The sequence below is a fragment of the Parvularcula sp. LCG005 genome (genome assembly GCF_032930845.1).
In the GTDB taxonomy this organism is placed as follows: Bacteria; Pseudomonadota; Alphaproteobacteria; order Caulobacterales; family Parvularculaceae; genus Parvularcula.
Genome location: NZ_CP136758.1, coordinates 2,498,556 through 2,521,210, shown reverse-complemented (window position 1 = coordinate 2,521,210; position 22,655 = coordinate 2,498,556). Strand labels below are relative to the sequence as shown.

At 60.4% G+C, this 22,655-nt stretch carries 22 protein-coding genes; 15 read left to right on the top strand and 7 right to left on the bottom strand.

Going from position 1 to position 22,655, the window contains the following annotated elements; translation table 11 throughout:
- Positions 1-155: 155 nt before the first annotated feature.
- From RUI03_RS11965 to RUI03_RS11955, 3 genes are read left to right on the top strand one after another with little or no spacing between them, the layout of a single operon-like run.
- On the top strand, positions 156-464 hold the full coding sequence (locus tag RUI03_RS11965; RefSeq protein WP_317287698.1) for an autorepressor SdpR family transcription factor: 309 nt from the start codon (positions 156-158) through the stop codon (positions 462-464).
- Positions 461-1,087, top strand: a complete 627-nt coding sequence (locus RUI03_RS11960) for a hypothetical protein (protein ID WP_317287697.1) — start codon at positions 461-463, stop codon at positions 1,085-1,087. Before RUI03_RS11965 ends, RUI03_RS11960 begins: the two co-directional genes overlap by 4 nt.
- Positions 1,088-1,114: 27 nt before the next feature.
- The gene (locus tag RUI03_RS11955; RefSeq protein WP_317287696.1) at positions 1,115-1,300 is read left to right on the top strand and encodes a hypothetical protein; all 186 of its coding nucleotides are present in this window, start codon (positions 1,115-1,117) and stop codon (positions 1,298-1,300) included.
- Here the strand turns inward: RUI03_RS11955 and radA are convergent.
- Entirely contained in the window at positions 1,297-2,655 is a 1,359-nt protein-coding gene (gene radA, locus RUI03_RS11950) for a DNA repair protein RadA (protein ID WP_317287695.1), read from the bottom strand. The genes RUI03_RS11955 and radA overlap by 4 nt on opposite strands.
- 7 nt (positions 2,656-2,662) lie before the next feature.
- Positions 2,663-3,868, bottom strand: a complete 1,206-nt coding sequence (locus tag RUI03_RS11945) for a hypothetical protein (protein WP_317287694.1) — start codon at positions 3,866-3,868, stop codon at positions 2,663-2,665.
- 74 nt (positions 3,869-3,942) lie between these two features.
- On the opposite strand from RUI03_RS11945, the gene RUI03_RS11940 reads away from it, so the two are divergent.
- The 4 genes from RUI03_RS11940 to RUI03_RS11925 all read left to right on the top strand — a co-directional run bounded on the left by RUI03_RS11940 (position 3,943) and on the right by RUI03_RS11925 (position 8,930).
- Complete coding sequence (locus RUI03_RS11940) at positions 3,943-5,016, top strand: M48 family metallopeptidase (RefSeq protein ID WP_317287693.1); 1,074 nt, start codon at positions 3,943-3,945, stop codon at positions 5,014-5,016.
- Positions 5,009-6,502 carry a glycosyltransferase family 39 protein gene (locus RUI03_RS11935; protein ID WP_317287692.1) on the top strand — a complete coding sequence of 498 codons (1,494 nt, stop codon included), beginning with the start codon at positions 5,009-5,011 and terminating at the stop codon, positions 6,500-6,502. The genes RUI03_RS11940 and RUI03_RS11935 overlap by 8 nt, the downstream gene beginning before the upstream one ends.
- 151 nt (positions 6,503-6,653) lie before the next feature.
- Positions 6,654-6,944, top strand: a complete 291-nt coding sequence (locus RUI03_RS11930; protein WP_317287691.1) for a hypothetical protein — start codon at positions 6,654-6,656, stop codon at positions 6,942-6,944.
- Positions 6,945-7,124: 180 nt separating this feature from the next.
- Entirely contained in the window at positions 7,125-8,930 is a 1,806-nt protein-coding gene (locus tag RUI03_RS11925; protein WP_317287690.1) for a DUF885 domain-containing protein, read from the top strand.
- Here the strand turns inward: RUI03_RS11925 and RUI03_RS11920 are convergent, their stop codons facing one another.
- A complete protein-coding gene (locus RUI03_RS11920; RefSeq protein WP_317287689.1) occupies positions 8,931-10,091 on the bottom strand; it encodes an AGE family epimerase/isomerase in 1,161 nt (386 codons plus the stop codon).
- A gap of 10 nt (positions 10,092-10,101) precedes the next feature.
- Entirely contained in the window at positions 10,102-11,181 is a 1,080-nt protein-coding gene (locus RUI03_RS11915; protein WP_317287688.1) for a mannose-1-phosphate guanylyltransferase/mannose-6-phosphate isomerase, read from the bottom strand.
- 112 nt (positions 11,182-11,293) lie between these two features.
- On the opposite strand from RUI03_RS11915, the gene RUI03_RS11910 reads away from it, so the two are divergent.
- Both RUI03_RS11910 and RUI03_RS11905 read left to right on the top strand, forming a co-directional pair.
- Positions 11,294-13,804: a ligase-associated DNA damage response DEXH box helicase gene (locus tag RUI03_RS11910; protein WP_317287687.1), complete on the top strand. Its 2,511-nt coding sequence runs from the start codon at positions 11,294-11,296 to the stop codon at positions 13,802-13,804.
- Between the two features lie 59 nt (positions 13,805-13,863).
- Positions 13,864-14,178, top strand: coding sequence for a hypothetical protein (locus RUI03_RS11905; protein WP_317287686.1), 315 nt, complete (start codon positions 13,864-13,866; stop codon positions 14,176-14,178).
- Here the strand turns inward: RUI03_RS11905 and RUI03_RS11900 are convergent.
- The gene (locus tag RUI03_RS11900) at positions 14,175-14,921 is read right to left on the bottom strand and encodes a class I SAM-dependent methyltransferase (RefSeq protein WP_317287685.1); all 747 of its coding nucleotides are present in this window, start codon (positions 14,919-14,921) and stop codon (positions 14,175-14,177) included. The genes RUI03_RS11905 and RUI03_RS11900 overlap by 4 nt on opposite strands.
- A 371-nt stretch (positions 14,922-15,292) precedes the next feature.
- Here RUI03_RS11900 and RUI03_RS11895 point away from each other — a divergent pair, with 371 nt between their 5' ends.
- Entirely contained in the window at positions 15,293-15,628 is a 336-nt protein-coding gene (locus RUI03_RS11895) for a hypothetical protein (RefSeq protein WP_317287684.1), read from the top strand.
- Positions 15,629-15,697: 69 nt separating this feature from the next.
- On the opposite strand, the gene RUI03_RS11890 is transcribed toward RUI03_RS11895, so the two are convergent.
- Entirely contained in the window at positions 15,698-17,200 is a 1,503-nt protein-coding gene (locus RUI03_RS11890; RefSeq protein WP_317287683.1) for a UbiD family decarboxylase, read from the bottom strand.
- A gap of 229 nt (positions 17,201-17,429) precedes the next feature.
- Here RUI03_RS11890 and RUI03_RS11885 point away from each other — a divergent pair, with 229 nt between their 5' ends.
- The 5 genes from RUI03_RS11885 (at position 17,430) to RUI03_RS11865 (ending at position 21,375) form a co-directional block, all read left to right on the top strand.
- Positions 17,430-17,723: a PGPGW domain-containing protein gene (locus RUI03_RS11885; RefSeq protein ID WP_317287682.1), complete on the top strand. Its 294-nt coding sequence runs from the start codon at positions 17,430-17,432 to the stop codon at positions 17,721-17,723.
- Between the two features lie 139 nt (positions 17,724-17,862).
- Positions 17,863-18,789, top strand: coding sequence for a cytochrome c oxidase subunit 3 (locus tag RUI03_RS11880; protein ID WP_317287681.1), 927 nt, complete (start codon positions 17,863-17,865; stop codon positions 18,787-18,789).
- Between the two features lie 3 nt (positions 18,790-18,792).
- On the top strand, positions 18,793-19,164 hold the full coding sequence (locus tag RUI03_RS11875; RefSeq protein ID WP_317287680.1) for a DUF983 domain-containing protein: 372 nt from the start codon (positions 18,793-18,795) through the stop codon (positions 19,162-19,164).
- A complete protein-coding gene (locus RUI03_RS11870) occupies positions 19,161-19,898 on the top strand; it encodes an SURF1 family protein (RefSeq protein WP_317287679.1) in 738 nt (245 codons plus the stop codon). Before RUI03_RS11875 ends, RUI03_RS11870 begins: the two co-directional genes overlap by 4 nt.
- Entirely contained in the window at positions 19,846-21,375 is a 1,530-nt protein-coding gene (locus RUI03_RS11865) for a BCCT family transporter (protein ID WP_317287678.1), read from the top strand. The genes RUI03_RS11870 and RUI03_RS11865 overlap by 53 nt, the downstream gene beginning before the upstream one ends.
- On the opposite strand, the gene RUI03_RS11860 is transcribed toward RUI03_RS11865, so the two are convergent.
- Entirely contained in the window at positions 21,332-22,639 is a 1,308-nt protein-coding gene (locus RUI03_RS11860; RefSeq protein WP_317287677.1) for a PQQ-dependent sugar dehydrogenase, read from the bottom strand. The genes RUI03_RS11865 and RUI03_RS11860 overlap by 44 nt on opposite strands.
- Between the last annotated feature and the right edge of the window lie 16 nt (positions 22,640-22,655).

The following is a 22,655-nucleotide window of genomic DNA, read 5'->3' as shown; positions in this document are numbered from 1 at the left end:
GGACCACGGCTTCCCTTCGCGCAAATACGTTCCGACCGGTCTTAGGGAGAAGACGCGCCCATGTACAACTGAAAGGCCGCGTTCGGGCGGGTGGTGAGTAGTCTCAATCCAATCTCGCTATTGACGGATTTTAGATAATTAGCTAAATACAATTCATGAGCAAGATCTTCAAAGCCCTTTCCGACCCCACCCGCCGCCGAGTCCTTGAGCTTTTACGCGATGGGCCGCGCACTGCGGGTGAGTTGGCGGAGCACTTCAACTTCTCGAAGCCAACCATGTCCGCTCATTTCACGGTGCTCAAGGAAGCGGGCCTGATTGAAGGGGAAAAGCGTGGCAATCAGGTCGTGTACGACCTGAAACTGTCGGTGCTGGAAGATGGTCTTCTGGGGTTTGCCAAGATCTTCGGTCTGGGAAACGAAGATGCGGAAGCGGGCACGAAAGAAGCGGTTGAGCGGCCGTCGTGACCTACCGCCGCTTCATCTTCGCCTTTGACGGCCTGTTTCTGTTGAATGTGGGCCTCGCCTGCATCCTGCATATCGTCCGGTTTCCCGACGGGACAGCTTTCGACGCGTGGCGACTCTATGCGGCTGTCTTGATGATGATGGGCGCGCGCCTGTTCGTGGCCCGACTTCAGCGCCGACGACCGCTTTCGAACTATGACAAGGGGGAACGCACCCTATTTGTTGCGAGCCTGCTGGGCGCGCTCTTCGTCATGACGCTGGCGCTGTCGTTTCAGGTCGCCGGGTTAAGGGCGGACGTCAATGCTCTCGCGGCTGATCGTGTGGTTGGTGTCGTTTGTGGCCTGTTCCTGATGGTGATCGGCAATTTTACGCCCAAGGTCGCCACCCCCAAAGTCGGCAAGGGCGAGGCGATGTGCCTGGCCTCAGACACTCGTCGCACACGGCGCCGCATCGGGACGACCTTCTTTCTGGCAGGTTTGACGGTTATCGCGCTGTGGCTTTTTGCGCCCGGTGAGCGGTCTTCTTCCCTGACCTTCGCCATCACGCTGGGGGCCACGATCCTTGGCGCCATTTTCTCTCTGAACGCCGGTGTGCGCAGCCGTATTGGCAACGCTCCCCGAAAATAGTTCGTCAACGGCTGAAAGGAAAAGACCATGAGCCAGAACATCCGCCCGTCCGGTGCACTCCAGATTATCGTTGCCCTCTTCTGTGCCGCAGGGATGCTTGCCGGGGCCAAATTCCTGCCAGACAGTGCGTTCAAGGAGCAATTGGTCATCTGGGGCGTTGCCGCCTATTTCGTGATCAATGGCCTCGTGACCGCCGCTGCCTGTCGCCGCTAAAGACCTTTGATGTAATTAACGAGGTCAGCGACCTCGCCGATCAGGCTGGAACGAAGACCTTTCGGTTTGTCTTCGCCCAGCGCGGGGCAGAGAACCTGCTCAAACCCCAATTTCTCTGCCTCGCCCATCCGTGCCGGCATTTGCGGCACAGGGCGCACCGCGCCTGACAGACCGATTTCTCCGAACACGACCATTTTGGGCGGAACAGGTGTGTCGAGGCGCGCGGATAAAAGGGCCGCTGCGGCCGCCATGTCGGCGGCGGGTTCTGAAATCTTCAGACCCCCGGCGACATTCAGGAAAACGTCATGGCGACCGAAATCGAGCCCGCAGCGCGTGTCCAGAACAGCGAGCAGCATGGACAGGCGTGCGCTGTCCCACCCCACCACAGCGCGGCGAGGCGCGCCCAGGGATGACTGGCTGACCAGCGCCTGTATCTCGCACAGGAGAGGCCGCGTGCCTTCAATGCCTGCAAACACGACCGAGCCGGAGACAACGCCGTCGCCTTCGGACAGGAAGAGGGCGGAGGGATTAGACACTTCTCTGAGCCCACCGCCAGTCATCTCAAAGACGCCGATCTCATGGGCCGCGCCAAAGCGGTTCTTCACGGCACGGAGGATGCGGAACGACCGACCGCTCTCGGATTCAAAATACAGCACAGCATCGACGAGGTGCTCGACCACCCGCGGCCCGGCCAGCTGTCCGTCTTTGGTCACATGACCGACAAGGATGATCGCGCAGGTGTTCTGCTTGGCAAAGCGGACCAGCTCCTGCGCACAGGCCCTCACTTGTGTCACGGTGCCGGGGGCGGCGGGCAGGGTGTCTGTCCACAGGGTCTGAATTGAATCGATGATGACCACGTCGGGCTTTTCGGTGCGCAGGGTCGCCAGAATGTCCCGAAGATTGGTGCCGGAGGCGAGGCCAACCGGCGCCTTGGACAGGCCGAGACGTTTGGCCCGCATGCGGATCTGGGCAATCGCTTCTTCGCCCGAAATATAGGCGACCTTGGATTTCTCCTGCGCCAACCCGGCCGCGATCTGCAACAGGAGCGTCGATTTGCCGACGCCCGGGTCACCGCCGACCAGCAGCGCGCCGCCGGGGACAAGGCCCCCGCCCACCGCCCGATCAAATTCGGCATTGCCGGATGGCAGGCGGCGTTCGGACTGAATGTCGCCTTCCAAACTGTCGAGCCTTATGGCGTTGCCTTTGCCGTCCTTGACGGCCACGGCGCCTGGCGGGGCGGACTGGGTTTCCAGTTCAATCGAATTCCATTCGCCGCACGCATCGCAGCGGCCTGCCCATTTCGCGTACACCGCGCCGCAGGACTGACAGACATAGGTATCGGAAGATCGCGCCATTTTTGTTCTATACTTGTTCTTTTTGGTCGTGGGAAGGGGGCATGTGGGGACCCGGCGCATCGGCACGATGATTGGCAGGATCGTACGCGCGGATGACCTCCGTGATTTCCTGTTCGTTGTCTGTGAGGGAGATCAGGTCTGGAAAACCCTCTTTCGCTTTCCGTGCTGCAAGTTTCTGAAGCAGCGGCCAGGCGGGATAGGTTTTTGTCCAGTAATCCGTACCCAGCAAAATCATCGGACTGCGATGACCTGACGTGCCATAATAGTTCTGGGCCGCGTCCTGAAAAATTTCCTGTACGGTCCCGGCATTGCCCGGGGCAAAGATGATGCCGTGATTGGCGACCATCAACAGGCCGTCCTCCCGCACGCTGTTGGCGAAATATTTGGCGATCCGCGTGGCAAAGACTGATGGCGGCTCATGGCCATAGAACCAGGTGGGGATGCCGATCGACCTGTACCGCTCTGCATCCTCCGCCGATTGGGGGTAGGCGGACCGAATGCACCAGGCGCGATAGAGCCAGTCCTGGTCATCATATTCCTTGCCCGGCGGCGCGCCCTCAGGACGCACGGCCATCTGGGCCAAGGCGTCTGTCATGTCTCCGTCGGGGCGGCCGGCGAACCAGGCGCCGAAATGGGCGGCCTCCATCGCCCCCGGACCGCCACCGGTGATGACCAGATACCCTTCGCGCGCCAGCCGACGGGCCACCTGCGCGACTTTCAGGTAATCCGGCTCCCGCCGTTCCATGTCATGGCCACCCATGATGGCGACGACTTTGTGACCTCTCAGCTCTTCCTCCAGCGCATCAGTGATGGAGTGATCGTGCAGGCGCCGGTGAAGGCTGATGTCGATTGGGACGGCTTCACGACCCTGTTTCACATATTCGTAGTAGATCTTGTAATCGTAGGTACAGTGATAACCGGTCTTGGGCGAGCCGTGGTATCCGGCAAAAAGTTCCTCCACCGTGTACAGACGGCTGCGATGCGGCGCAAATTTGAACCGCTTGCGATCCGGTATGACAATGCCGCCGCTCTCAATGATATGGGCGGTGGCGGCCGGCTCAAGATTGCAGCTCAGGAACAGGCAATGGGCGAGGGGCAGGGACAGAAGCCGGCCCGTTTCGCCGCGCAGGTCGATCACCTGAAACGCGGCGGGCTGCCGGGTCGGGTCGTCGGCCCAGCGGAGGAAATCATCGGAGGATTTGATCTTCTGCACGGCAACTCCGTTCTCAGGCCGCCAATCCGCGAAAGGCCCGTTGACCCGTGAGGCGGCCCCACTACGATTGGTCCATGCGGTGCCTTCTCCTGTGTTTGTTCCTTTTTGTCACGGCCTGTGCCACGCCGGTCTATCGCGCGCCCGCGATTGATCCGGCGCGCGCCGATGCGGAACGAAGCCAGCTGATCATCGCGGCGATGCAGACGGCGCTCGATCGGCGGGCCCGGGTCTACGATCTCAACTGGCCCCTCCTGACCGCCAATACGGATCTTTGTCCCGCCACCCGTCCCACCATTGGCATCGTCTTTGGTGACCGGCCCCTCTGGGCGCGCATGGCCGGCGGCCTGCGGGAGGCCGAGCTCGAGCGAATCGGCGTGCCCGAAGGCATCCGCATTGTGCACGTCAGCAAGGGAAGCCCCGCGGCCCGGTCCGGCCTCGCCGCAGGGATGGCCCTGCAGGCCGTGAACGGCGAACCGATGTCGGATCTGGACAGCATGTCAAAGAGGATCCGGCAGGCGCTGGACGATGACGGCACCGTGTCGCTGGGAACCGATCAGGGTGATTTTACAGTGGAGGCGGTCACCGCCTGCGACATCGCCGTGAAAATTTCAACGAGCCAGGCGATCAACGCCAACGCGATTGAAGGGGATATTGTCATCTATACCGGCCTCGTCCGCGCCCTCGATGATCCGGCCCTGCAATATGTCATCGCCCATGAAGCCGCTCATGTGATACTGCGCCATCCGCGCAAATACTGGCGCAACCTGACCGTCAGCGGCGCCGTGGTAGCCGCGCCCTTTGTCTATGGTGGCGCAATGGTGCTCGACGGCGCCCTATCGGTAGCTGGAAAACGGCCAGATATCTCCATGCAGCGCCGTTCACTGCGCCTTCTTGCCCCTTGGGCGGAAGATTTTGAGGCGGAGGCGGATTATGTGGGGCTATACCTCTTCGCGCGTGCCGAGGGCGATTTGACCGCTGCGCGCCAGACGTTCGATGTGTTCTCTACAGAGAGCCCGGATTCAATCTATGCCCCCGGGACGCACCCTTTGACGCCTGATCGTATTGCGGCGCTGGAAGCGGCGATCGCGGAAATCAATATCAAGCGGCAGCGGGGCTTGTCCCTCTTGCCGGAGCGTGTCGATGACTGACAGAACGTGGCGCCAGCGCCTTTTCTCTCTGCAGGGAACAATCACGGTCACCGCGCTTTTCGGCCTCATCAACGCCATCGCGCGGCTGATGAAGGGCACGGCGCTTGCCATGGATGATGCGAAGACGAATGTCTTCACCCAGGTCTGGCAGTGGGGATACCAGCCCGACAATCCTCCGCTTTTTGAATGGCTGATCCGCTTGTTGCACTTCGTGACGGGCGGCGGCCTCATCAGTTTCCTGATCGTCAAATATGTCGCGCTGATGATCGCGGCGGCCTTTGTCCATGGTACGGTCCGTCAGTACGCGTCGGCGCGGGCCGCGTTTGCGGTCGCCACCGGCATGGTGCTCCTCTATCAGATCGGCTGGAACTATCACGAGGCCTTTACCCACTCGGCCTTGCTTATTGCCGGTGTCGCCGGGGTCATGTGGGCCGGACTGCGGCTCGTACGCCAGCCTGGGGTTCGGGCAGCAGCACTTTTTGGTCTGATGGCCGGCATTGCCATGATGACCAAGTACAATGCCGCTCTGTTCATCGTACCGTTTCTTGTCGCGCTGGTCTGGGCGCGCGACACGCGGGGCGCCCTGCTGCGTCCATCAGCAGTTCTGATCCCGGCAGTCGCGGCAATGGTCGTCCTGCCGCATGTTCTGTGGTTCCTGAACCAGACGGACGCCTACAACGCCTCGCTGGCGCAGACGATGGGGCGGGAGGGAGCCTATCTGTCCCGGGTCGGCGAGGGGCTCGGCTCACTCATCGTCTCGGCGCTGACCTTTTTCCTGCCCTTTGGGCTCGTAGCCCTTTGGCTCGGGCGTCAGGGCGGCACGGTGTTCGGCACATTGGAGCGGCTTCTTCTGCGCACCGCATGGATCAGCCTTGGGCTGCTGGCGGTCGCGGTGATCGCCGCCGGGATGGGCAATGTGTCAGAGCGCTATCTGATCCCCGTTCTGTTGCCCGCTTACGTCGCGATCGCTTCGGCGCTGCTGCGGCGGGCCGACGAGGCTTTTCGGCCATGGTTTGTGGCCTGCGGCGGCACCGCCCTTCTTGTGCTGGTCCTGCGATTTGCGGGCGCGATTTTCCCCGGGCCGCCGTTCTGTGACAGGTGTCTGGAATTCGTGCCCTATGATCCGCTCGCGATAGCGATCGAGGCGGCGGTGCCTGATGATGCGGTTCTGATTGTTAGGGAAGAAAACACCGGCGGTAACCTTGTTTCGCGTTTTCCACAGATGCCTGTGCGGGTGTTCACGTCCCTCACACTGACCAATCCGATAAAAAATGACGAGCATCCGTGCTTTTTTATATGGTCAGAAGACATGGTCTGGGGCGTCCCGCTAGAGCCTGCGGTGGCGTTTGCCTATGACGACCCGGCCACCATCATGGTTCAGGCAGACTGGTCACGATCCATTGGAGGCAAGGAAAAATCTACGCTCTGGGGAATCACGCCGCTGACGGGTGCTGCGTACACGGCGTTTTGCACTGCCGAGCGTTAAGGCTTCCGTTACCATCCCTAATTTCAAGTCAACCTGAAGTAAAGAACAGATAAAATTGCTCTTTACCGGATGTTCATGGCCAAATGGTCATCTTCTACCAAGGTTAATCACCTGACAAAGAGAATAAACGGGACAGTAATAGGAGTAAACAATGTCTGTAGAACTCGACCACGTCACGCTGAACGGTGCGGAGAAGATTTTCTCGGCCGATGATTTGTATCGCCTCGGGCTTGAGGCCTCGACCCCTGGTGTGGGTGAGGAGACTGACCTCATCACGGCCCACAAATGGTTCAATCTGGCCGCCCTTGAAGGCAGTGAGATGGCCAAGGAATATCGCCAGCAACTGACCCTGGAAATGACAAGTCGCGAAGTGGCGGAGGCCCAGCGTCAGGCTCGCGAGTGGCTGAAAAAGCGCCGCCCGGTCCTGGCCGTCGTCAAATAACACGACCTGTTACTGTCCCCTCAGCGTCGGGTTGAAGGGGCGTGCGATGATGCCGCCCCGCCAACCGCCTGAAACAGGGACCTGAATAAGGGCTGCCGCCCCCTCTATTGCGGCGACTGGCCAAGCACGAGCTGGCCACTTATGGTCTGTCCAGAACGCGCAGTGCGAGGGACAGGACCAATGCATAAAATTCTTCTTCTGCTGACCGCAAGCCTTGCCGCCTGCGCGACGGCCGATCCGACCTCGACGCCTGCGGCCGACGGCCAGGCGCAACCGTCCTTGCGGGCGCCAAACCCGTCTACGCGTGCCTTTGAAGATGTCATGGCGCGCCAATGGCAGGCGCGGCTGGAGGCCAACCCGGTCTTCGCCACAACGACCGGCGTGCGGGATTACGATGATCAGCTGCCGGATATGAGCTTGGCTGCCTATGAGCGGCGGGTGGACGTGTCGCGCGCGCTTCTGGCTGATCTGAACCGTATTGATAGCACCAAGCTGTCGGCGGATGACGCGCTGAACTATGAGCTTCTCAAGGGACAGCTTGAGGACGACGTCGCGGCCGCGGCGTTTGGCGGCAAATATCTCCTGATGACGACCTATTATAGCCCGCTGCAAACGTTGACGGGCATGCCGGATCAGCTGCCATTCCGCACGTTGGCGGATTACCGCTCCTATGTGGCGCGTCTGGGCAAAATGCCGGCCTTCCTTGCACAGACGACCGATGTCCTGCGCGCCGGTATCGATGCGGGCTGGGTTCAGCCCTGCGCGCCCATGCAGGGATATGAGGATACGATCAACGCCAATGTCGTGATTGATCCCCAGGACAGCGTTTTTTTTGACCCCTTCGACCGCAAGCCTGCCGCGATCAGCGATGCCGAATTTGCGGCGCTGAAGGTCGAGGCCGCCCGCGCCATCCGTGAAGAGGTTGTGCCGGCCATCCGCCAGTTCGAGACCTTCTATAACCTTGAATATCAACCGGCCTGCCGCGAAGAGGTTGGGGTCAGCACCATGCCGGGCGGCATAGACTATTATGAAAACCGTGTCCGTCATTTTACGACAACGGATATGAGTGCGGACGAAATCCACCAGATCGGACTGTCCGAAGTTGCGCGCATCCGTGCCGAGATGGAAGAAATTGCGACGGGCGAGGGGTATCGCAACCTTGCGTCGTTCCAGAACTATCTGCGGACCACGCCGAATTTCTATCCGGTGTCGCCGAAGGACCGCATGAAGGAGGCCGCGCTGATCGCCAAGAAGATGGATGGCCAGCTCGTCAATCTGTTCACGCGCCTGCCAGCCATGCCCTATGATGTGCGTGAGATCCCGCCCGATATTGCGCCGAAAACGACCACGGCCTATTACTCCCAGCCGTCAGGTGATGGCAGTCGGTCCGGCACCTACTGGATCAACACGACCAATCTGGAAAACCGTCCGAATTATGAACTCGAGTCCCTGACCTTCCATGAGGCTGTGCCGGGGCACCATCTGCAGATCGCGCTACAGCACGAACTCGACCTGCCCGAGTTCCGCAAATACTTGGAGCTGACCGCCTTTGTCGAAGGTTGGGCACTCTATTCCGAGCGCCTCGGGCTCGAGGTTGGCTTCTATGATACGCCGTATACCAATTTTGGTCGGCTATCCTATGAAATGTGGCGCGCCTGTCGTCTTGTTGTGGATACCGGCATGCACTCCAAGGGCTGGACGCGGCAACAGGCCATCGATTTCATGACGGAGAATACGGGGCTTTCCGCCACGAATATTCGCAATGAGGTCGACCGCTATATCACTTGGCCGGGGCAGGCGCTCGGCTACAAGATTGGTGAGCTGAAGATCCGTGAGCTTCGCGCCCGGGCTGAGGCGGCGCTTGGTCCCGATTTTGACGTGCGGCTGTTCCACGATGCCGTGCTGGAAGCGGGCGCCCTGCCGCTTTCCGTTCTGGAAGACCGCATTGACGACTGGATCGCTGAGCAGAAAGGCGTGGGGCTGTAATCAGCCCAGCGCCTCGACCGTCTTTTTGGCTTCTGCGGCGGCGCTGATCAGGTGATACAGCGTGCTGGTCGGCATGACGGTCGAGATCATTTTGCCGTCCGCGCCGAACTGGTCGATATAACCGCCCTGAACCTCCGTGTTCAGATAGGTCGCGAACAGCATATCGATCAGTTCAGCCGCTTTCGTCGCCAGCTCTGGACGACCGCGCCGGGCCATGACCAGTGATGATTTGATATATTCTGTCTGCACCCACGTCCGCCGTGTCGCCGGGATTGCCTTGCCGGGGGTCATGGAAATCGCATCGACAAGAAAGCCGCTCTTGGCGTCGGTACCCAAGCGAATGGCATTATCGTAAAGCGGGGTCATGTATGCGGAAACATCCGTGCCCGTCAGTTCCTGGTACTGGTCCAGTAGCCAGACCCACTCGACCATATGGCCGGGCTCGATAATATCGCCTTTGTCCGCGTTCAGCGACCAGTCCTGATTGAAGAATTCGAGCAGAACGCCGTTCCGGGCGTCAAAGAAATGCGTCTCAAAGAGAGCGAAGATCCTGCGCGCCCGGCCCGTATAGGCCGCATCGCCAGTGGCACGCGCCAGCGCCATGAACGCTTCGAACAGGTGCATGTGCGGGTTCTGGCGGCGCGGCAGGCTGGCAGGATCACCTTCCAGAAAGCTCCCATCGGGCTGGCCCATGGTCTGATCAAGATAGCGAAGACAGGCGGCGGCAGTCTTGCGCGCCTCCGTATCGCCAAAGGCGTCAAACCTCCAGGCGCAGGCCAGAAGGACGAATGCGTGGTCATAGGTATCGCGTTTGGGATCGGAGACCGAGCCGTCGGCATGCAGACGGTGTGCGATGCCGGCAAATGACCCGTCGGTCGCAGACGTACCCGTGGCCTTTTCCATCATGTAGTCAAAGCCGTGATCGGAGGCGGCTTGCCCGCACTCGGCCCAGCCGAGCATGTGGGCGTGGGCGTAGACATAGGCCTGGCGCGGCTGAACCCGAACGCGGCGGATTTCATCCTTACGCGGTACGCCATCCATGGTGAGATCTTCAAAGAAGCCGCCGGTTGCGTCACCGGCCGTCTGATACCAGAGCGGTAGGGCGTCCTGTTGGGCCCAATTCGCAAACCGTGCTGCGGCCGTTTTCAGCGTGGTGGTCATGGATACCCTCTCAAAGGAGTTCTGATCGGCCCTTGGCCTTCAGCTGATCGACGATCTTCTTCACGTCCTGTGTCCGGTCGGCCCGCGTGACGAGCACGGCGTCACCGGTGGCGACGATGATCAGGTCCTCAACGCCAATGGCAGCGACGGTCACCCCGTCGGCCAGCACGAAGCTGTTCTTGACCCCTTCGAGCACCACGTCGCCCTTCACCACATTGGCCCCATCGCGGGGGGACAGGGCGCTGACGGCCTGCCAGCTGCCCACATCGTTCCATCCCATGTCGACCGGGCCGATCATCGCAGCTCTGCTTGTCCGCTCCATGATGCCATAGTCGATGGATTCCGACGGGACGGCCGCAAATTTATCCGTATCGAGATGGACCATATTGCCTTCGCGGCGGGCAGCCTTCCACGCTTCAGTGGTCGCAGTGGCAATCTCCGGGATGTGCGCCTGCGCTTCTTCCAGCAGCCGGTCGGCCCGATAGAGAAAGATGCCGGCATTCCAGGCATAGTGCCCATCGTCGAGATAGGTCTGCGCTTTCTCACGATTGGGCTTCTCGACAAAAGCGGCGACCTTGCTGGCCCCCTCACCAAGGGGAGCGCCAGCGCGTATGTAGCCGTAGCCGGTTTCAGGGTGCGTCGGCTTGATCCCGAACGTCGTCAGATAACCCTGTTCCGCGATGGGAACGGCCTGTCCCACGGCGCGGCGAAAGGCGGCAGGATCAATAACGTGGTGGTCGGCGGGGAGAAGCAGGACGAGACCGTCCTTGTCCTTGGCCAGCACTTCCAGCGCGGCAACAATGGCGACGGGGGCCGTGTTCCGGCCAATCGGCTCCAAAACGACCGACTGCGCCGTGTGCCCGGCACCGTTCAGGATCGAGTCCACCAGGTCGCCATGGCCTGCGCCGCAGATAACGATAGGGGCCTCGACAGGGTGGTCATTCTCACCGACGAGCCGGCCAACTGTCTCCTCCAGCATCGTCTTGTCCGTCACAAGGGCGCGGAACTGCTTGGGATTGGCTTGGCGAGAGAGCGGCCAAAGGCGGGTGCCGCTACCACCGGACATCACGACAGGAAAAACGGAACCCATATACACTTCTCCATGCTCTCTCCGGCGACAGATAACGCCCCCACCTCGCGTTTTGGCGATCTCCCGCTCTATATGCAAAGGGTGTGACGGTTTTTTTTTGCGGAGCAGCAAAATGGCGGGCCATCCGGCGCCTGAATTGAATTTCCCGGCGCGTTTTGCGGACTGGTTTGCGGGGCGCGGCTGGGTCCTGCGTGCTCACCAGCGTGATGTGCTGGAGGCAGCGCAGCAGGACCAGTCGGCCCTTCTGATCGCGCCAACCGGCGGGGGGAAGACCCTGGCCGGCTTTCTGCCGTCCCTGATTGAGCTCAGCGAGGCACCGAAGAACCGCCGGACACTGCACACCCTTTATATTTCGCCGCTGAAGGCGCTGGCTGTCGATATCGCCCGCAATCTCGACACCCCGATCCGAGAAATGGACCTGCCGATCTCGGTGGAATCCCGTACCGGCGATACATCATCATCGAAGCGCCAGCGTCAGCGGGATCGACCGCCGGACATTCTGCTGACGACGCCCGAGCAGTTGGCGCTTCTGCTCGCTCATCCGAGTGCGGAGGACGTCTTTTCCGGTCTGCGGTCTGTCATTGTGGATGAGCTGCATGCGCTGGCCGGCAAGAAGCGGGGGGATCTTCTTTCGCTTGATCTGGCCCGCCTCTGGACGCTTGCGCCGGGAATGCGGACAATCGGTTTGTCGGCGACCGTCGATGACCCTGAACCGCTGCGTCACTATCTCGTCCCGCAACATGGGGAAGGCGAGCGGGCTGCACTCATCCGCGGGACAGGGGGCGCGCGCCCAGACGTTTCGGTGATGACGTCCGCTGAGCATATCCCCTGGTCAGGTCATTCCGGCCGCCATGCCTTCGGGCAGGTTTACGAGGCCATTCGCGCGGCGACGACGACGCTGGTCTTCACCAATACACGGTCCCAGGCCGAGGTCTGCTTTGCGGAGCTGTGGCGGATGAACGACGACAATCTGCCCATCGCCCTGCATCATGGCAGTCTTGACCGGGAGCAGCGGGAACGAGTGGAGGCGGCGATGAGCGCGGGCGACCTGCGCGCGATCGTCTGTACAGCGACGCTGGATCTGGGCATCGACTGGGGCGACGTGGATCTCGTAATCTGTCTTGGCGCCCCAAAGGGCGCGGCCCGATTGGTTCAGCGTATCGGACGCGCCAATCACCGCATGGATGATCCGAGCAAGGCCTATCTCGTCCCCGGCAACAGGTTTGAGGTGCTGGAATGTGTCGCAGCAAAGGAGGCGGTGGATCTGGGCCTGCTGGACGGTGATCCGGCTCGCCCGGGCGCTCTTGATGTGCTGTGCCAACACATCTGGGGTATGGCATGCGCAGAACCGTTCCACCCGGATCATCTCTATCGGGAGATCATTTCCGCCTACGCCTATCGCGCGCTGTCGCGGGAGCAGTTCGACCAGGCGGTCGATTACGTCGCTACGGGTGGCTACGCCATGCGCGCCTACGACCGGTACAAGCGGATCGTTCGTCAGCCTGATGGGCGCTACCGCATTCGCGACCAACGCATCGCCCAGCTCTATCGCATGAATGCCGGTACCATTGTCGAGCTACCAACTTTCACGGTCCGGCTTGGCCGGTTCCGGCGTTCGGGGGCGGGAAAAGCAAGTCAGCCGATCCCGGGCAAGAAGCTCGGTACCGTGGAAGAATGGTTTCTGAATCAGATAACGCCCGGTGACACATTTCTGTTTGCCGGACAGGTCCTGAAACTGATCGGTGTTCACGATACGGATGTTTATGTCACACCTGCGCCGGATGATGAGCCGAAAATCCCGACCTGGCAGGGCGCAAAGTTTCCCATCTCAAGTTTTCTTGCGGGGCGGGTTCGCGAGATGGTCAGCGATGAACGGCAATGGACAGCCCTGCCGCCGCAGGTGCGCGAGTGGCTTGGCTGGCAGAAGGCCAAGTCGACGATCCCTCGGGCGGACGAGTTGCTGGTCGAGTGTTTCGCACGCGGCGGGAAATATTTCCTCGTCTGTTATCCGTTCGACGGGCGCATCGCGCATCAGAGCCTCGGCACATTGCTGACCCGTCGGCTTGAACGGGCAGGGGTGGAGCCCATTGGTTTCTGCCCCACTGAATATGCGCTGTCGATCTGGATGCGGCAGGATCCCTCCGGCCTCGACATGGATGCCCTGTTCCACCAGGACATGCTGGGTGACGATCTCGAAGCCTGGCTGGCGGATGCGCAGGTGATGAAGAGTACCTTTCGCAACTGCGCGCTGATCGCCGGTCTGATCGAGCGAAATTATCCGGGCGCTGACCGAAAGATGGGGCGGCAAATCACGTTCTCCACGTCGCTGATCTACGATGTCCTGCGAACCCATGAGCCCGACCACATTCTTCTGAAGGCCGCATGGGCGGATGCGGCAGCGGGCTTTCTCGACATAGCGCGCATTTCCGCCTTGCTGGAGCGGGCCAGTGGCCACATTGTTTTCAGGGCGCTGGAACGGGTGTCCCCCATGGCCGTTCCTGTCCTGATGGAAGTCGGGCGTGAAACCGTACCGGGCGGCGCCAGTGATGCCATGTTGCGGGATCTCGAGGCTGACCTGATTTCAGAGATGATGGCCTCACCTATCAATACTACCCATCCATGATACCCATGGCTTTTACTTTTGTGTGCTACAGCACGCATTCATATTTCAAGGAATTCCCAATGTCGAAACCTGCCGAGCTGCTGACCGATGCGATTGCCACCGGTCAGGTTCTGTCCATTCGTCTTCCAATGCTCGCCATGGGGATGGTTTCTCCCAGCAAGGGAAGCCAACGCGAACAGATCCGTATGGTGACGGAAAAGATGGAAGCCCTCGCACTGGGTACAATAGCGGTTCAGCAATACTGGCTGTCTGCCGCGTTCCGGATCTGGGCAACCGGGCTGTCGTCGACCGATATGGAAAAAGCATTTGATGCCGCTTATGCGCCGATGCGCAAAACCGTGCGCGCCAATGCCAAACGCCTGTCGCGCACCTAGGCCTCGGCCTTTTGGCCTTCCATAACGGCGTACCAGGCCCACCATTTAAGGCCTGGTAGCCGGAACAGCGCGCGATCAATCGCGCGTGTCGCTGACAGGATCGGTGCCTTCGCCGGCGTCCTGCGAAATGGCACCACTGCAAGTGTTGTCAGGGCATGGAAGTCAAAGCGGGCAGCGCTGAATATTTTTTCGAACAGCTGAAAGTCTGATCGCCGAAGCGGGTGCTCATCCGCTGTCCGCGCCTGGGGGGTCATCCGGCGGTAAAGATCGATCGCCGGGTTGTGGCCCAGCGGTTCGACAAACAGTACCCGACCGCCCGGCTTCAGCACCCGCTCAATTTCGGTGAGGGATTTCTGCACATCGAGATGGTGCACGATACCGCTGCCGAAAACGAGATCGAAGGAATGATCGGGAAACGTCATTTCCTCAGCATTCATGACATGCAGCTTGCCGTTAGTAATTCCCGCCGCATCAAGGCGTGCCGTTCCGCGGTCCACAGCCACGTCAGATATGTCGATCCCATGAATGGACCGGGCGATTGACGCATATCTCAGTACGTTGTCCCCTTCCGCGCATCCATAGTCCAGAAGATCGGCGTCCAGCGCCAAAGCGGCAATGCGATCCCTGTAGTGCGTCATCGCTGCCTCAACCGCGGCGTAGTATTTCAGCTGGGCCTGCCGCTCGTTCTCGGCAAACCGCTGATTGTGAAATGCGCGTTCACGCTCAAGTCGATCGTCACTCATGGCTCTGTCCCGTGCGGTGCGCGCTCTCCATGCGCAATCCATGCCGCCACGGCAACGGGATGGAACGCTTTGCCTTCTATAACAGTTATGTGACATTCGACCGGCGCCGGAAAGCGCACGATGCGCGCATTTGGCTGTAAAAAAATAGTTAACGAAGCGTTTTCAACAGACATTTTTCCCTGTTAAATCAGATAGATAAGGTGTTTTTGTAAAATGTGTGCGCACACCTTGCGCATTGCGTATTTTGGTGTTACTTTTGTGACAGTTCAATGACGGTTCGTATAAGCCGCCACAAATAGCGGAAAAGACGAGGGCGCTCATAATAACGCCGTCGGTCGTCCAAAAAAAACAAGAAACGAGAGGCACTTTTTATGAAAACTTTTGAGAAAAAAATTCTGGTTCTGGGCTTGGCTATTACGGCCATTATTGTGGCTGCCCCCGCAGCCTTTGCTCAGGACGCTGCCAGCAGCGATAAGGCGATCGCGTATGAGTTCGCGTTTGCCTATGACGATGCTGACACCAAGGACGGTACGTTCAACGCCGATGCGCGCGAACGTCTGATGGACGAGGCGGGTGACTATTGCGCCAAGGCGACCAAGGGCGCGGGTCGGACCGATGTCCGCAAGGCCTGCACGCGCGAGCTGTATTTCGCCGTCTCTGACAAGCTCGAGTCAGACACACAGGGCAGCGTTTACGCACAGCGCTAGAGTCGGATAGCTGAATGAAAAAAGGGCGAGCTTCGGCTCGCCCTTTTTGTTTGCCTCAAGTCGCGGGGGTTAAAGGCCCAGCTGCTCCATCATGGCATCGACCTTCGCAACGACATCCTCGTCCATGTCCAGAACCTCGCCCCATTCCCGATGGGTTTCACCCGGCCATTTATCCGTTGCATCGAGACCGACTTTCGACCCCAGCCCTGATACGGGCGAGGCAAAGTCCAGATAGTCGATCGGCGTGTTCTCGATGATGGTCAGGTCGCGCGCCGGGTCCATCTTGGTGGATACCGCCCACCACACATCATCCCAGTCCCGCGCGTTCACGGTCTCGTCCACCACAATGACCCATTTGGTGTACATGAACTGTCGCAGATAGGACCAGGCCCCCATCATCACGCGCTTGGCGTGGCCGGGATAGGCCTTCTTCATGCTGATGACGGCGATGCGATAGGAGCAGCCCTCGGGCGGCAGCCAGAAATCGACGATCTCCGGAAATTGCTGCTGGATCAGCGGGATGAACACCTCATTGAGCGCTTCGCCCAGCACCGAGGGTTCGTCCGGTGGCCGACCTGTGAATGTCGACAAATAGATGGGCTTCTGGCGCATCGTGATCGCGGTCACCGTAAAGACGGGGAAGCGCTCTACGGAATTGTAGTAGCCGGTGTGATCGCCATAGGGGCCTTCATCGGCGTACTCGTCGAGAGACACATGCCCCTCAAGGACGATCTCGGCTTCCGCGGGCACTTTCAGCGGCTGGGTGACGCAGTCGACGAGTTCTGCCTTCTTGCCGCGCATCAGCCCGGCAAACTGATATTCCGACAGGGTGTCTGGGACGGGGGTCACGGCGGCCAGAATGGTCCCCGGATCTGCGCCGAGGACAGCAGCGGCCGGCAGGGGCTCTGACTTCCCCTGTTTCTTCCAGCGCTGATGGTGCTGCGCGCCGCCCCGATGGGCCAGCCAGCGCATGATCGTCTTGTTCTTTGACAGTCGCTGCATGCGGTAGATGCCGAGGTTGAACGCATCCTCACGGGCATCGGACGGCCCCTTGGTGACGATCAGCGGCCAGGTGATGAGCGGTGCGGGCTCCCCCGGCCAGCAGGTCTGGATGGGCAATTGGTTCAGGTCGATGTCATCGCCCGTCAGCACCACTTCCTGACACGGCGCGCGCTTCACCGTCGCCGGCCGCATGGCAAGAACCTGCTTGGCGAGGGGCAGAAGGTCGATCGCGTCCTTCAGGCCCTGGGGTGGTTCAGGCTGGCGCAGGAAGGCCAGCGTCTCGCCCACCTCGCGCAGTTCGGCGCCGGTCGTTCTCGACTTGCCGCCAAAGGTGACCGCCATGGCTACGCGCTTCACGGTCCCGAACAGATTAACCAAGACCGGGATCGGGCTCTCTACGCCATCGTCGCGAATCGGCCGCTCAAACAGAAGGGCAGGGCCGCCCTTTGCGAGCATCCGGCGCTGGATCTCCGTCATTTCGAGAACAGTCGAAACGGGTTCGGTGATTCGGACCAGTTCGCCTTCGGCTTCCAGTTTATCGATAAAGTCGCGGAGGGATTTGTACGGCATGGCGCCTCTATGCCCCTAAACGCCTCAGACTAGAAGAGGCCGCGCTTCGCCGTCAGCGCATCAAATTGCCGCCGGTGCCCGCGCCTTGGTGCGACGATCATAAATCGTGGTAACTTCATGAGGCAAAATGTCATTTGTCCGTTTAAGATTGCTGACATCCCTGTCATGTACATTGCTATCAACGGGTTTTGTGATTAAATCCCACCCTTGGATAACAAGCAGGTACAATGTGACGGCGGGTTTCTTGGCACTCATGCATAAGATTTTCGGAAGCCTTCTTGTGGTTTCCGGTCTGGTGATGTTTCCGCTGCCGATTCCCGTGGGGCTGATCATGATCGCCTTCGGGTTGGCCATGCTGGCCCCATATTTCCCGCCGGTGCAGGCATTTGTCCGTTTCCTTCGCCGAAAGTTTCCTGCCTTTGACCGCGCCATGGTCCGATTCAAACACCGCTGCCCGCGCGTCGTGCAGACGACCATCGAAAAGACCTGCCCACACACGCACGACAAAGATCTGGCTGCCTGAGGCCATTTGTCTGTCCGATTGGTCAGAAAACTCGCAAATGGTATTTGATCTTGGCGGCACGCAGCGCTAACTCGCGCCTCAACCATTTATCATCTTCTCCGGGCCTATACCCGGATCGCATCCAAAAGTTTGAGGCGACATGGCCGGCGACGTCAAACACGACTACCACCTCGTAAACCCTAGCCCATGGCCTCTGGTCGGCTCGATGACCGCTATGGTCATGATGCTGGGCTTGATTGTCTGGCGGTATTCCGAAACCAAATTGTTTGGTATGTCAGGGCCGTGGCTGTTTATCGCCGGTCTTGGCGGTGTGCTGTTCACGATGGCTGGCTGGTGGCGTGATGTCGCAGCCGAATCAATTCGCGGTGAGAATACGAGCACCGTGGTCCGGATTGGCCTGCGCTACGGGATGGTGCTGTTCATCCTGTCCGAGGTCATGTTCTTCGTTGCCTGGTTCTGGGCGTTCTTTGCCGCTTCTCTGTACCCGGACGCGGCTGACCCGATTTTCCTCGCCAATGGCCAGCAGATGCTGAATGTGGAAGGCCTGCCCGCCTATCTGCAGAATGATGCAAAATTCCACGCCCTGGGCGGGGAGTGGCCACCGGTCGGCGTTGAACCGCTGAGCCCATGGGCCCTGCCGCTCGTCAATACACTGATCCTCCTTCTGTCGGGCACGACCGTGACCTGGGCGCACCATGCCATCACTGTCGGCGACAAGAAGGGTTTTGTCTGGGGCCTCGTCTCGACCATCGCGCTGGGCGTTGTCTTTTCGATCTTCCAAGCCGTTGAATATTACGAAGCCATCGCTGGCGGTCTGTTCAGCTTCTCGGGCGGCAACATCTACGGTTCGTCCTTCTTCATGGCGACCGGTTTCCACGGCTTCCACGTGATTGTCGGGACGCTTTTCCTGATCGTCTGTCTTTTCCGCGGCCTCGCCGGTCAGTTCACTGCTGATCGTCACTTCGGTTTCGAAGCGGCGGCCTGGTACTGGCACTTCGTTGACGTGGTCTGGCTGTTCCTGTTCGCCATGATCTACATCCTGGGTAACCAGGGCATGCTCAGCTAACGGATGAGTGAAGACTATTATCCTCCATTAAGCGCGAGCCAGACGGGTCTGGCCGGGAAATGCCCTCGCTGCGGTCGCGGTGCGCTTTTTGAAGGATATCTCGGTCTGAAAGATCACTGCCCCTCTTGCGGACTTGACTATTCGACCGCCGATTCCGGAGACGGACCGGCGGTCTTTGTCATGTTCATTACCGGTTTCGTCGGGGTCGCCGTCGCCTTTATCCTGCGGTTCGGTTTTGATGCGCCGATCGTCGTCGCGTTCGGTGTCTCCATCCTGCTGATCGCGCTTCTGACCGCAGCCATCCTCCGCCCCATGAAAGGGGTGCTGGTGGCGCTGCAGTACAAGAACAAGGCGCAGGAAGGGCGGCTGGAGTGAACCCGTTCCGTCGGCCGGTTCTGTCTGTCTGTGTCGCGTTGGGTGTCGTCTTCCTCGTCAGCCTCGGCGTCTGGCAGCTTTATCGGCTGTCGTGGAAGCTTGATCTTATCGCGCAAACCGAAGCGCGGGTCAGCCAGAGCCCTGTCAGCCTACAAACCGTACCCCTCTCAACGACGGCGGAGATTGACGCTGCGCGCTATCGGCCGGTGGTGCTCAACGGATCTTTTGGAGCAGTGCCTTCAGTGCGCGTGGTCGGCACTCTTGGCGGCGTCTCGGGCTATTACGTTTTCTCGACCTTCACCCTGTCGGATCCTGAAGCGGAGCCGAACGCCATTTTGGTCAATCGCGGCTTCGTCTCCATGGATGAGGCAACGCCCAACGGGCTCTACGGAGAGGAAGGCGAGCCGGTCGAGCTGACCGGTCTGGTACGGACCTATGAAACGGGCGGGGGGCTTGCGGGCGCTCTTGCGCCTCCGGATGATCTGACCAAGGGCCTTTTCTATCAGCGGCGAAAGGCTTCCTTTGAGACCTATTTCGATCAGGACCTGCCCCCTGTTTATATTGATCGCCTGGACCATGCCGGCCGTGCCGATATCCCTCGCGGGGGGACGACCCGGCTTGATTTCAACAACCGGCATTTCAGCTATGCCCTGACCTGGTTCGGGCTCGCGCTCACCCTGATTGGCGTTTACATCGTCATGCTCCGCTCAAACCGTAAACGACAGACGGATTAGACGCTTCATCCCTCATCTCCTTGTCGGGATCATTGCGTGTCTCAGCATCGCAGCCCCCCAACAGGCGGCCGGTTTCGTGCAGGGGCTCTCTGGCCAGTTTCTGGTGACGTTTGACTGGCTGACCCTCGCCATCGCAACGGGGGCAGTCCTGTTCTTTGCAGGCGTGGCGCTCAGTCCGATCGGCAACAGGCGTCTTGGCGGTCCAGAGGCGCGCCCCGAGTTTCATCTGGTCACATGGCTGGCCATGCTGTTCGCAGCCGGGATGGGCGCTGGCCTCGTTTTCTGGGGCGCGGCCGAGCCGCTGATGCACACGCTGACGCCACCACCGGACGGTCCGTCGGCAGGCACAGCCGCTGCGCGCCATGACGCGCTCGCTATCACGCAATTTCACTGGTCGATCCACGCATGGTCCATTTACGCTGTCGCCGCACTGGCGATCGGCATGAACGTCACACCCGACCGGCCGCCGCTCCCCAGCGCCCCGTTCACTCAGCTGCGATCCCGCGGTCGTCGCCTGATCGACTGGATCGCCGTGCTCGCGGTCATATTCGGCATCGTCGCCAGCCTGGGGCAGGGAATATTGCAGATGGGCACCGGCACGCAGCGCCTGACAGGATGGGGAGCGGACCATCCGATTGTCATCCAACTCACCCTGTTGGGCACACTGACCATCGCCTATGTCCTCTCCGCCTCGCAGGGGCTGCGTCGGGGGATTGCGGTCCTCTCCAATATCAACATGGCGATCGCGGTGGGCCTTGCGGTCTTTGTGCTGGCCGCTGGTCCGACCGCCGACATCCTGCGCACCCTGGTGGAGAGCCTCATGGCCTATGGCGAGGATTTCATCTCTCTCTCCACCTCGCTCCGCGCCCCGGAGGCAGCGCGAGAATGGACGCGGGACTGGTCCCTGACCTATTTCCTCTGGTGGGTGGCGTGGACGCCGTTCGTGGGCGTGTTCATTGCGCGGATCAGCCGGGGCAGGACCGTCAGGACCTTCATGACGGGTGTTGTGCTGGTCCCGTCGGTGGTGACACTGATCTGGTTCGCGGTGTTCGGCGGGACCGCCCTGTCATTGAGCGCGAGCGGCGCTGACCTTGGCGTGACCGATTTCCGGACGGCGCAGGCGGCGACCTACGCCGTGCTCTCTCACCTGCCATGGCCATTGCTCACACAGACCATCGCGCTTCTTCTCGTGTTTGTCTTCGTGCTGACGAGCGCCGATAGCGGCGCCTATGTGCTGGCCATGTTTTCGTCAGCGCGCGAGGAGCCTCCCGTGGCCGAGCGTATTTTCTGGGGGCTGGTCCTGGCCGCCGTTACGGCAGGCGCGCTGCTATCGGCGCAGGGGCAGAATGCCACCCGCGCCCTGGCGGTCAGCGGGTCCATACCACTGGCCTTTCTGCTTTGCGCGCAGGCCATCGCCGTCCTGGCGCAGATGATCAGGCGCGACGACGGCAGTAGACAAGCCCAAAGGCGCCGCTGATAAACAGAATGGCGGCTGGCGGCAGGGGCACCGTATCCATGATCGCATCCACCACTTCATAGATGCGACCCCAATTGTCGCCAATGAACAGCGTGCCATCGCTCGTCCGGCCGAACGCGACGATACTGAGCAGCTGGTCAAAGCTGCCATCCGTGTAAAGAAGCTCGAGCAGCGACACATCCGGCGCGCCGGAGGCGTCGAGATCGAAGGCAAAGACCTTCCTGGTGAAATCCGCGAAAATGAACTGCCCTTCAAGCGCATCCAGCGGACCGTCTTCATAGGCAGGGCCTGCGATCACGGCGACACCGTCGAACGGACCGTCGCCATGCCCATAGGCATAGAGCGGGTCTGTCAGGGTGCCGATGGTGCTCAGGTCCACGGTCTGTCCGGTCGCCTGCAGCCCCTCGCGGACCGGCCAGCCATAATTGCCGCCCGCGACAAGGACGTTGATCTCTTCAAAATTTGCTTCGCCCACGTCGGCGACCAGCAGGGTGCCGGAGGCATCGACTGTCGCCGTGAACGGGTTGCGAAAGCCATAGGCATAAATTTCATCCAGCCCGTCCTCGCCAACGAATGGATTGTCCACCGGGATCGAATAGTTCCGGGTCGGATCATCGGGATAGGCATCGCCCGTGGGGTCAATGCGCAGGACAGCGCCCAGGAGGCTGTTGGCCGGGTCCTGGGTCAGACCATCGGCAAGGACCGTCTCGCGATCGCCCGTGGTGACGTAAAGATGACCGTCTGCAGGACTGAAACCGAGCCACGCGCCATAATGCCCTGACCCTGTCGAACCATCCGGTTGCGGCAGGGTCAGGATCTCTCTTGCGCTTGAAGGATTGACCGACAGGTCCGTCAGCGGATTGTCGACGGTGAACTCGACCACGTGATGGGTCGAGGCGTTGTCCACATAACTGACATAGACGAGGCCCGAGGTTGCATAGTCCGGGGCAAAGGCGACCGACTGCACGCCATTATTAAACGGCATGACGCCCGCGCCCAGATCGACGCTGAGAAACGGCTGGGCGGCGAAGGTCCCGGTGCTCCGATCATAGATACGGACACCGCCTTTGCCGAACGTGTTGAACTCCTGCTCAACGACGAGGAGGTGGTTTGCATTGCCTGTTGGCGACCCCAGAAGGCCCGAGACGCGGCCGGCATCCCGTTGCAATGTCGTCTGGTCAAGGATCAACGTCCCGGCGACAGCGGTGGTACCGCTGGTCGCAGAGAGAATGGTGGCGATAGCCAGACGGCGGAAGAACGACATGAAAAAAGCCCCCGTA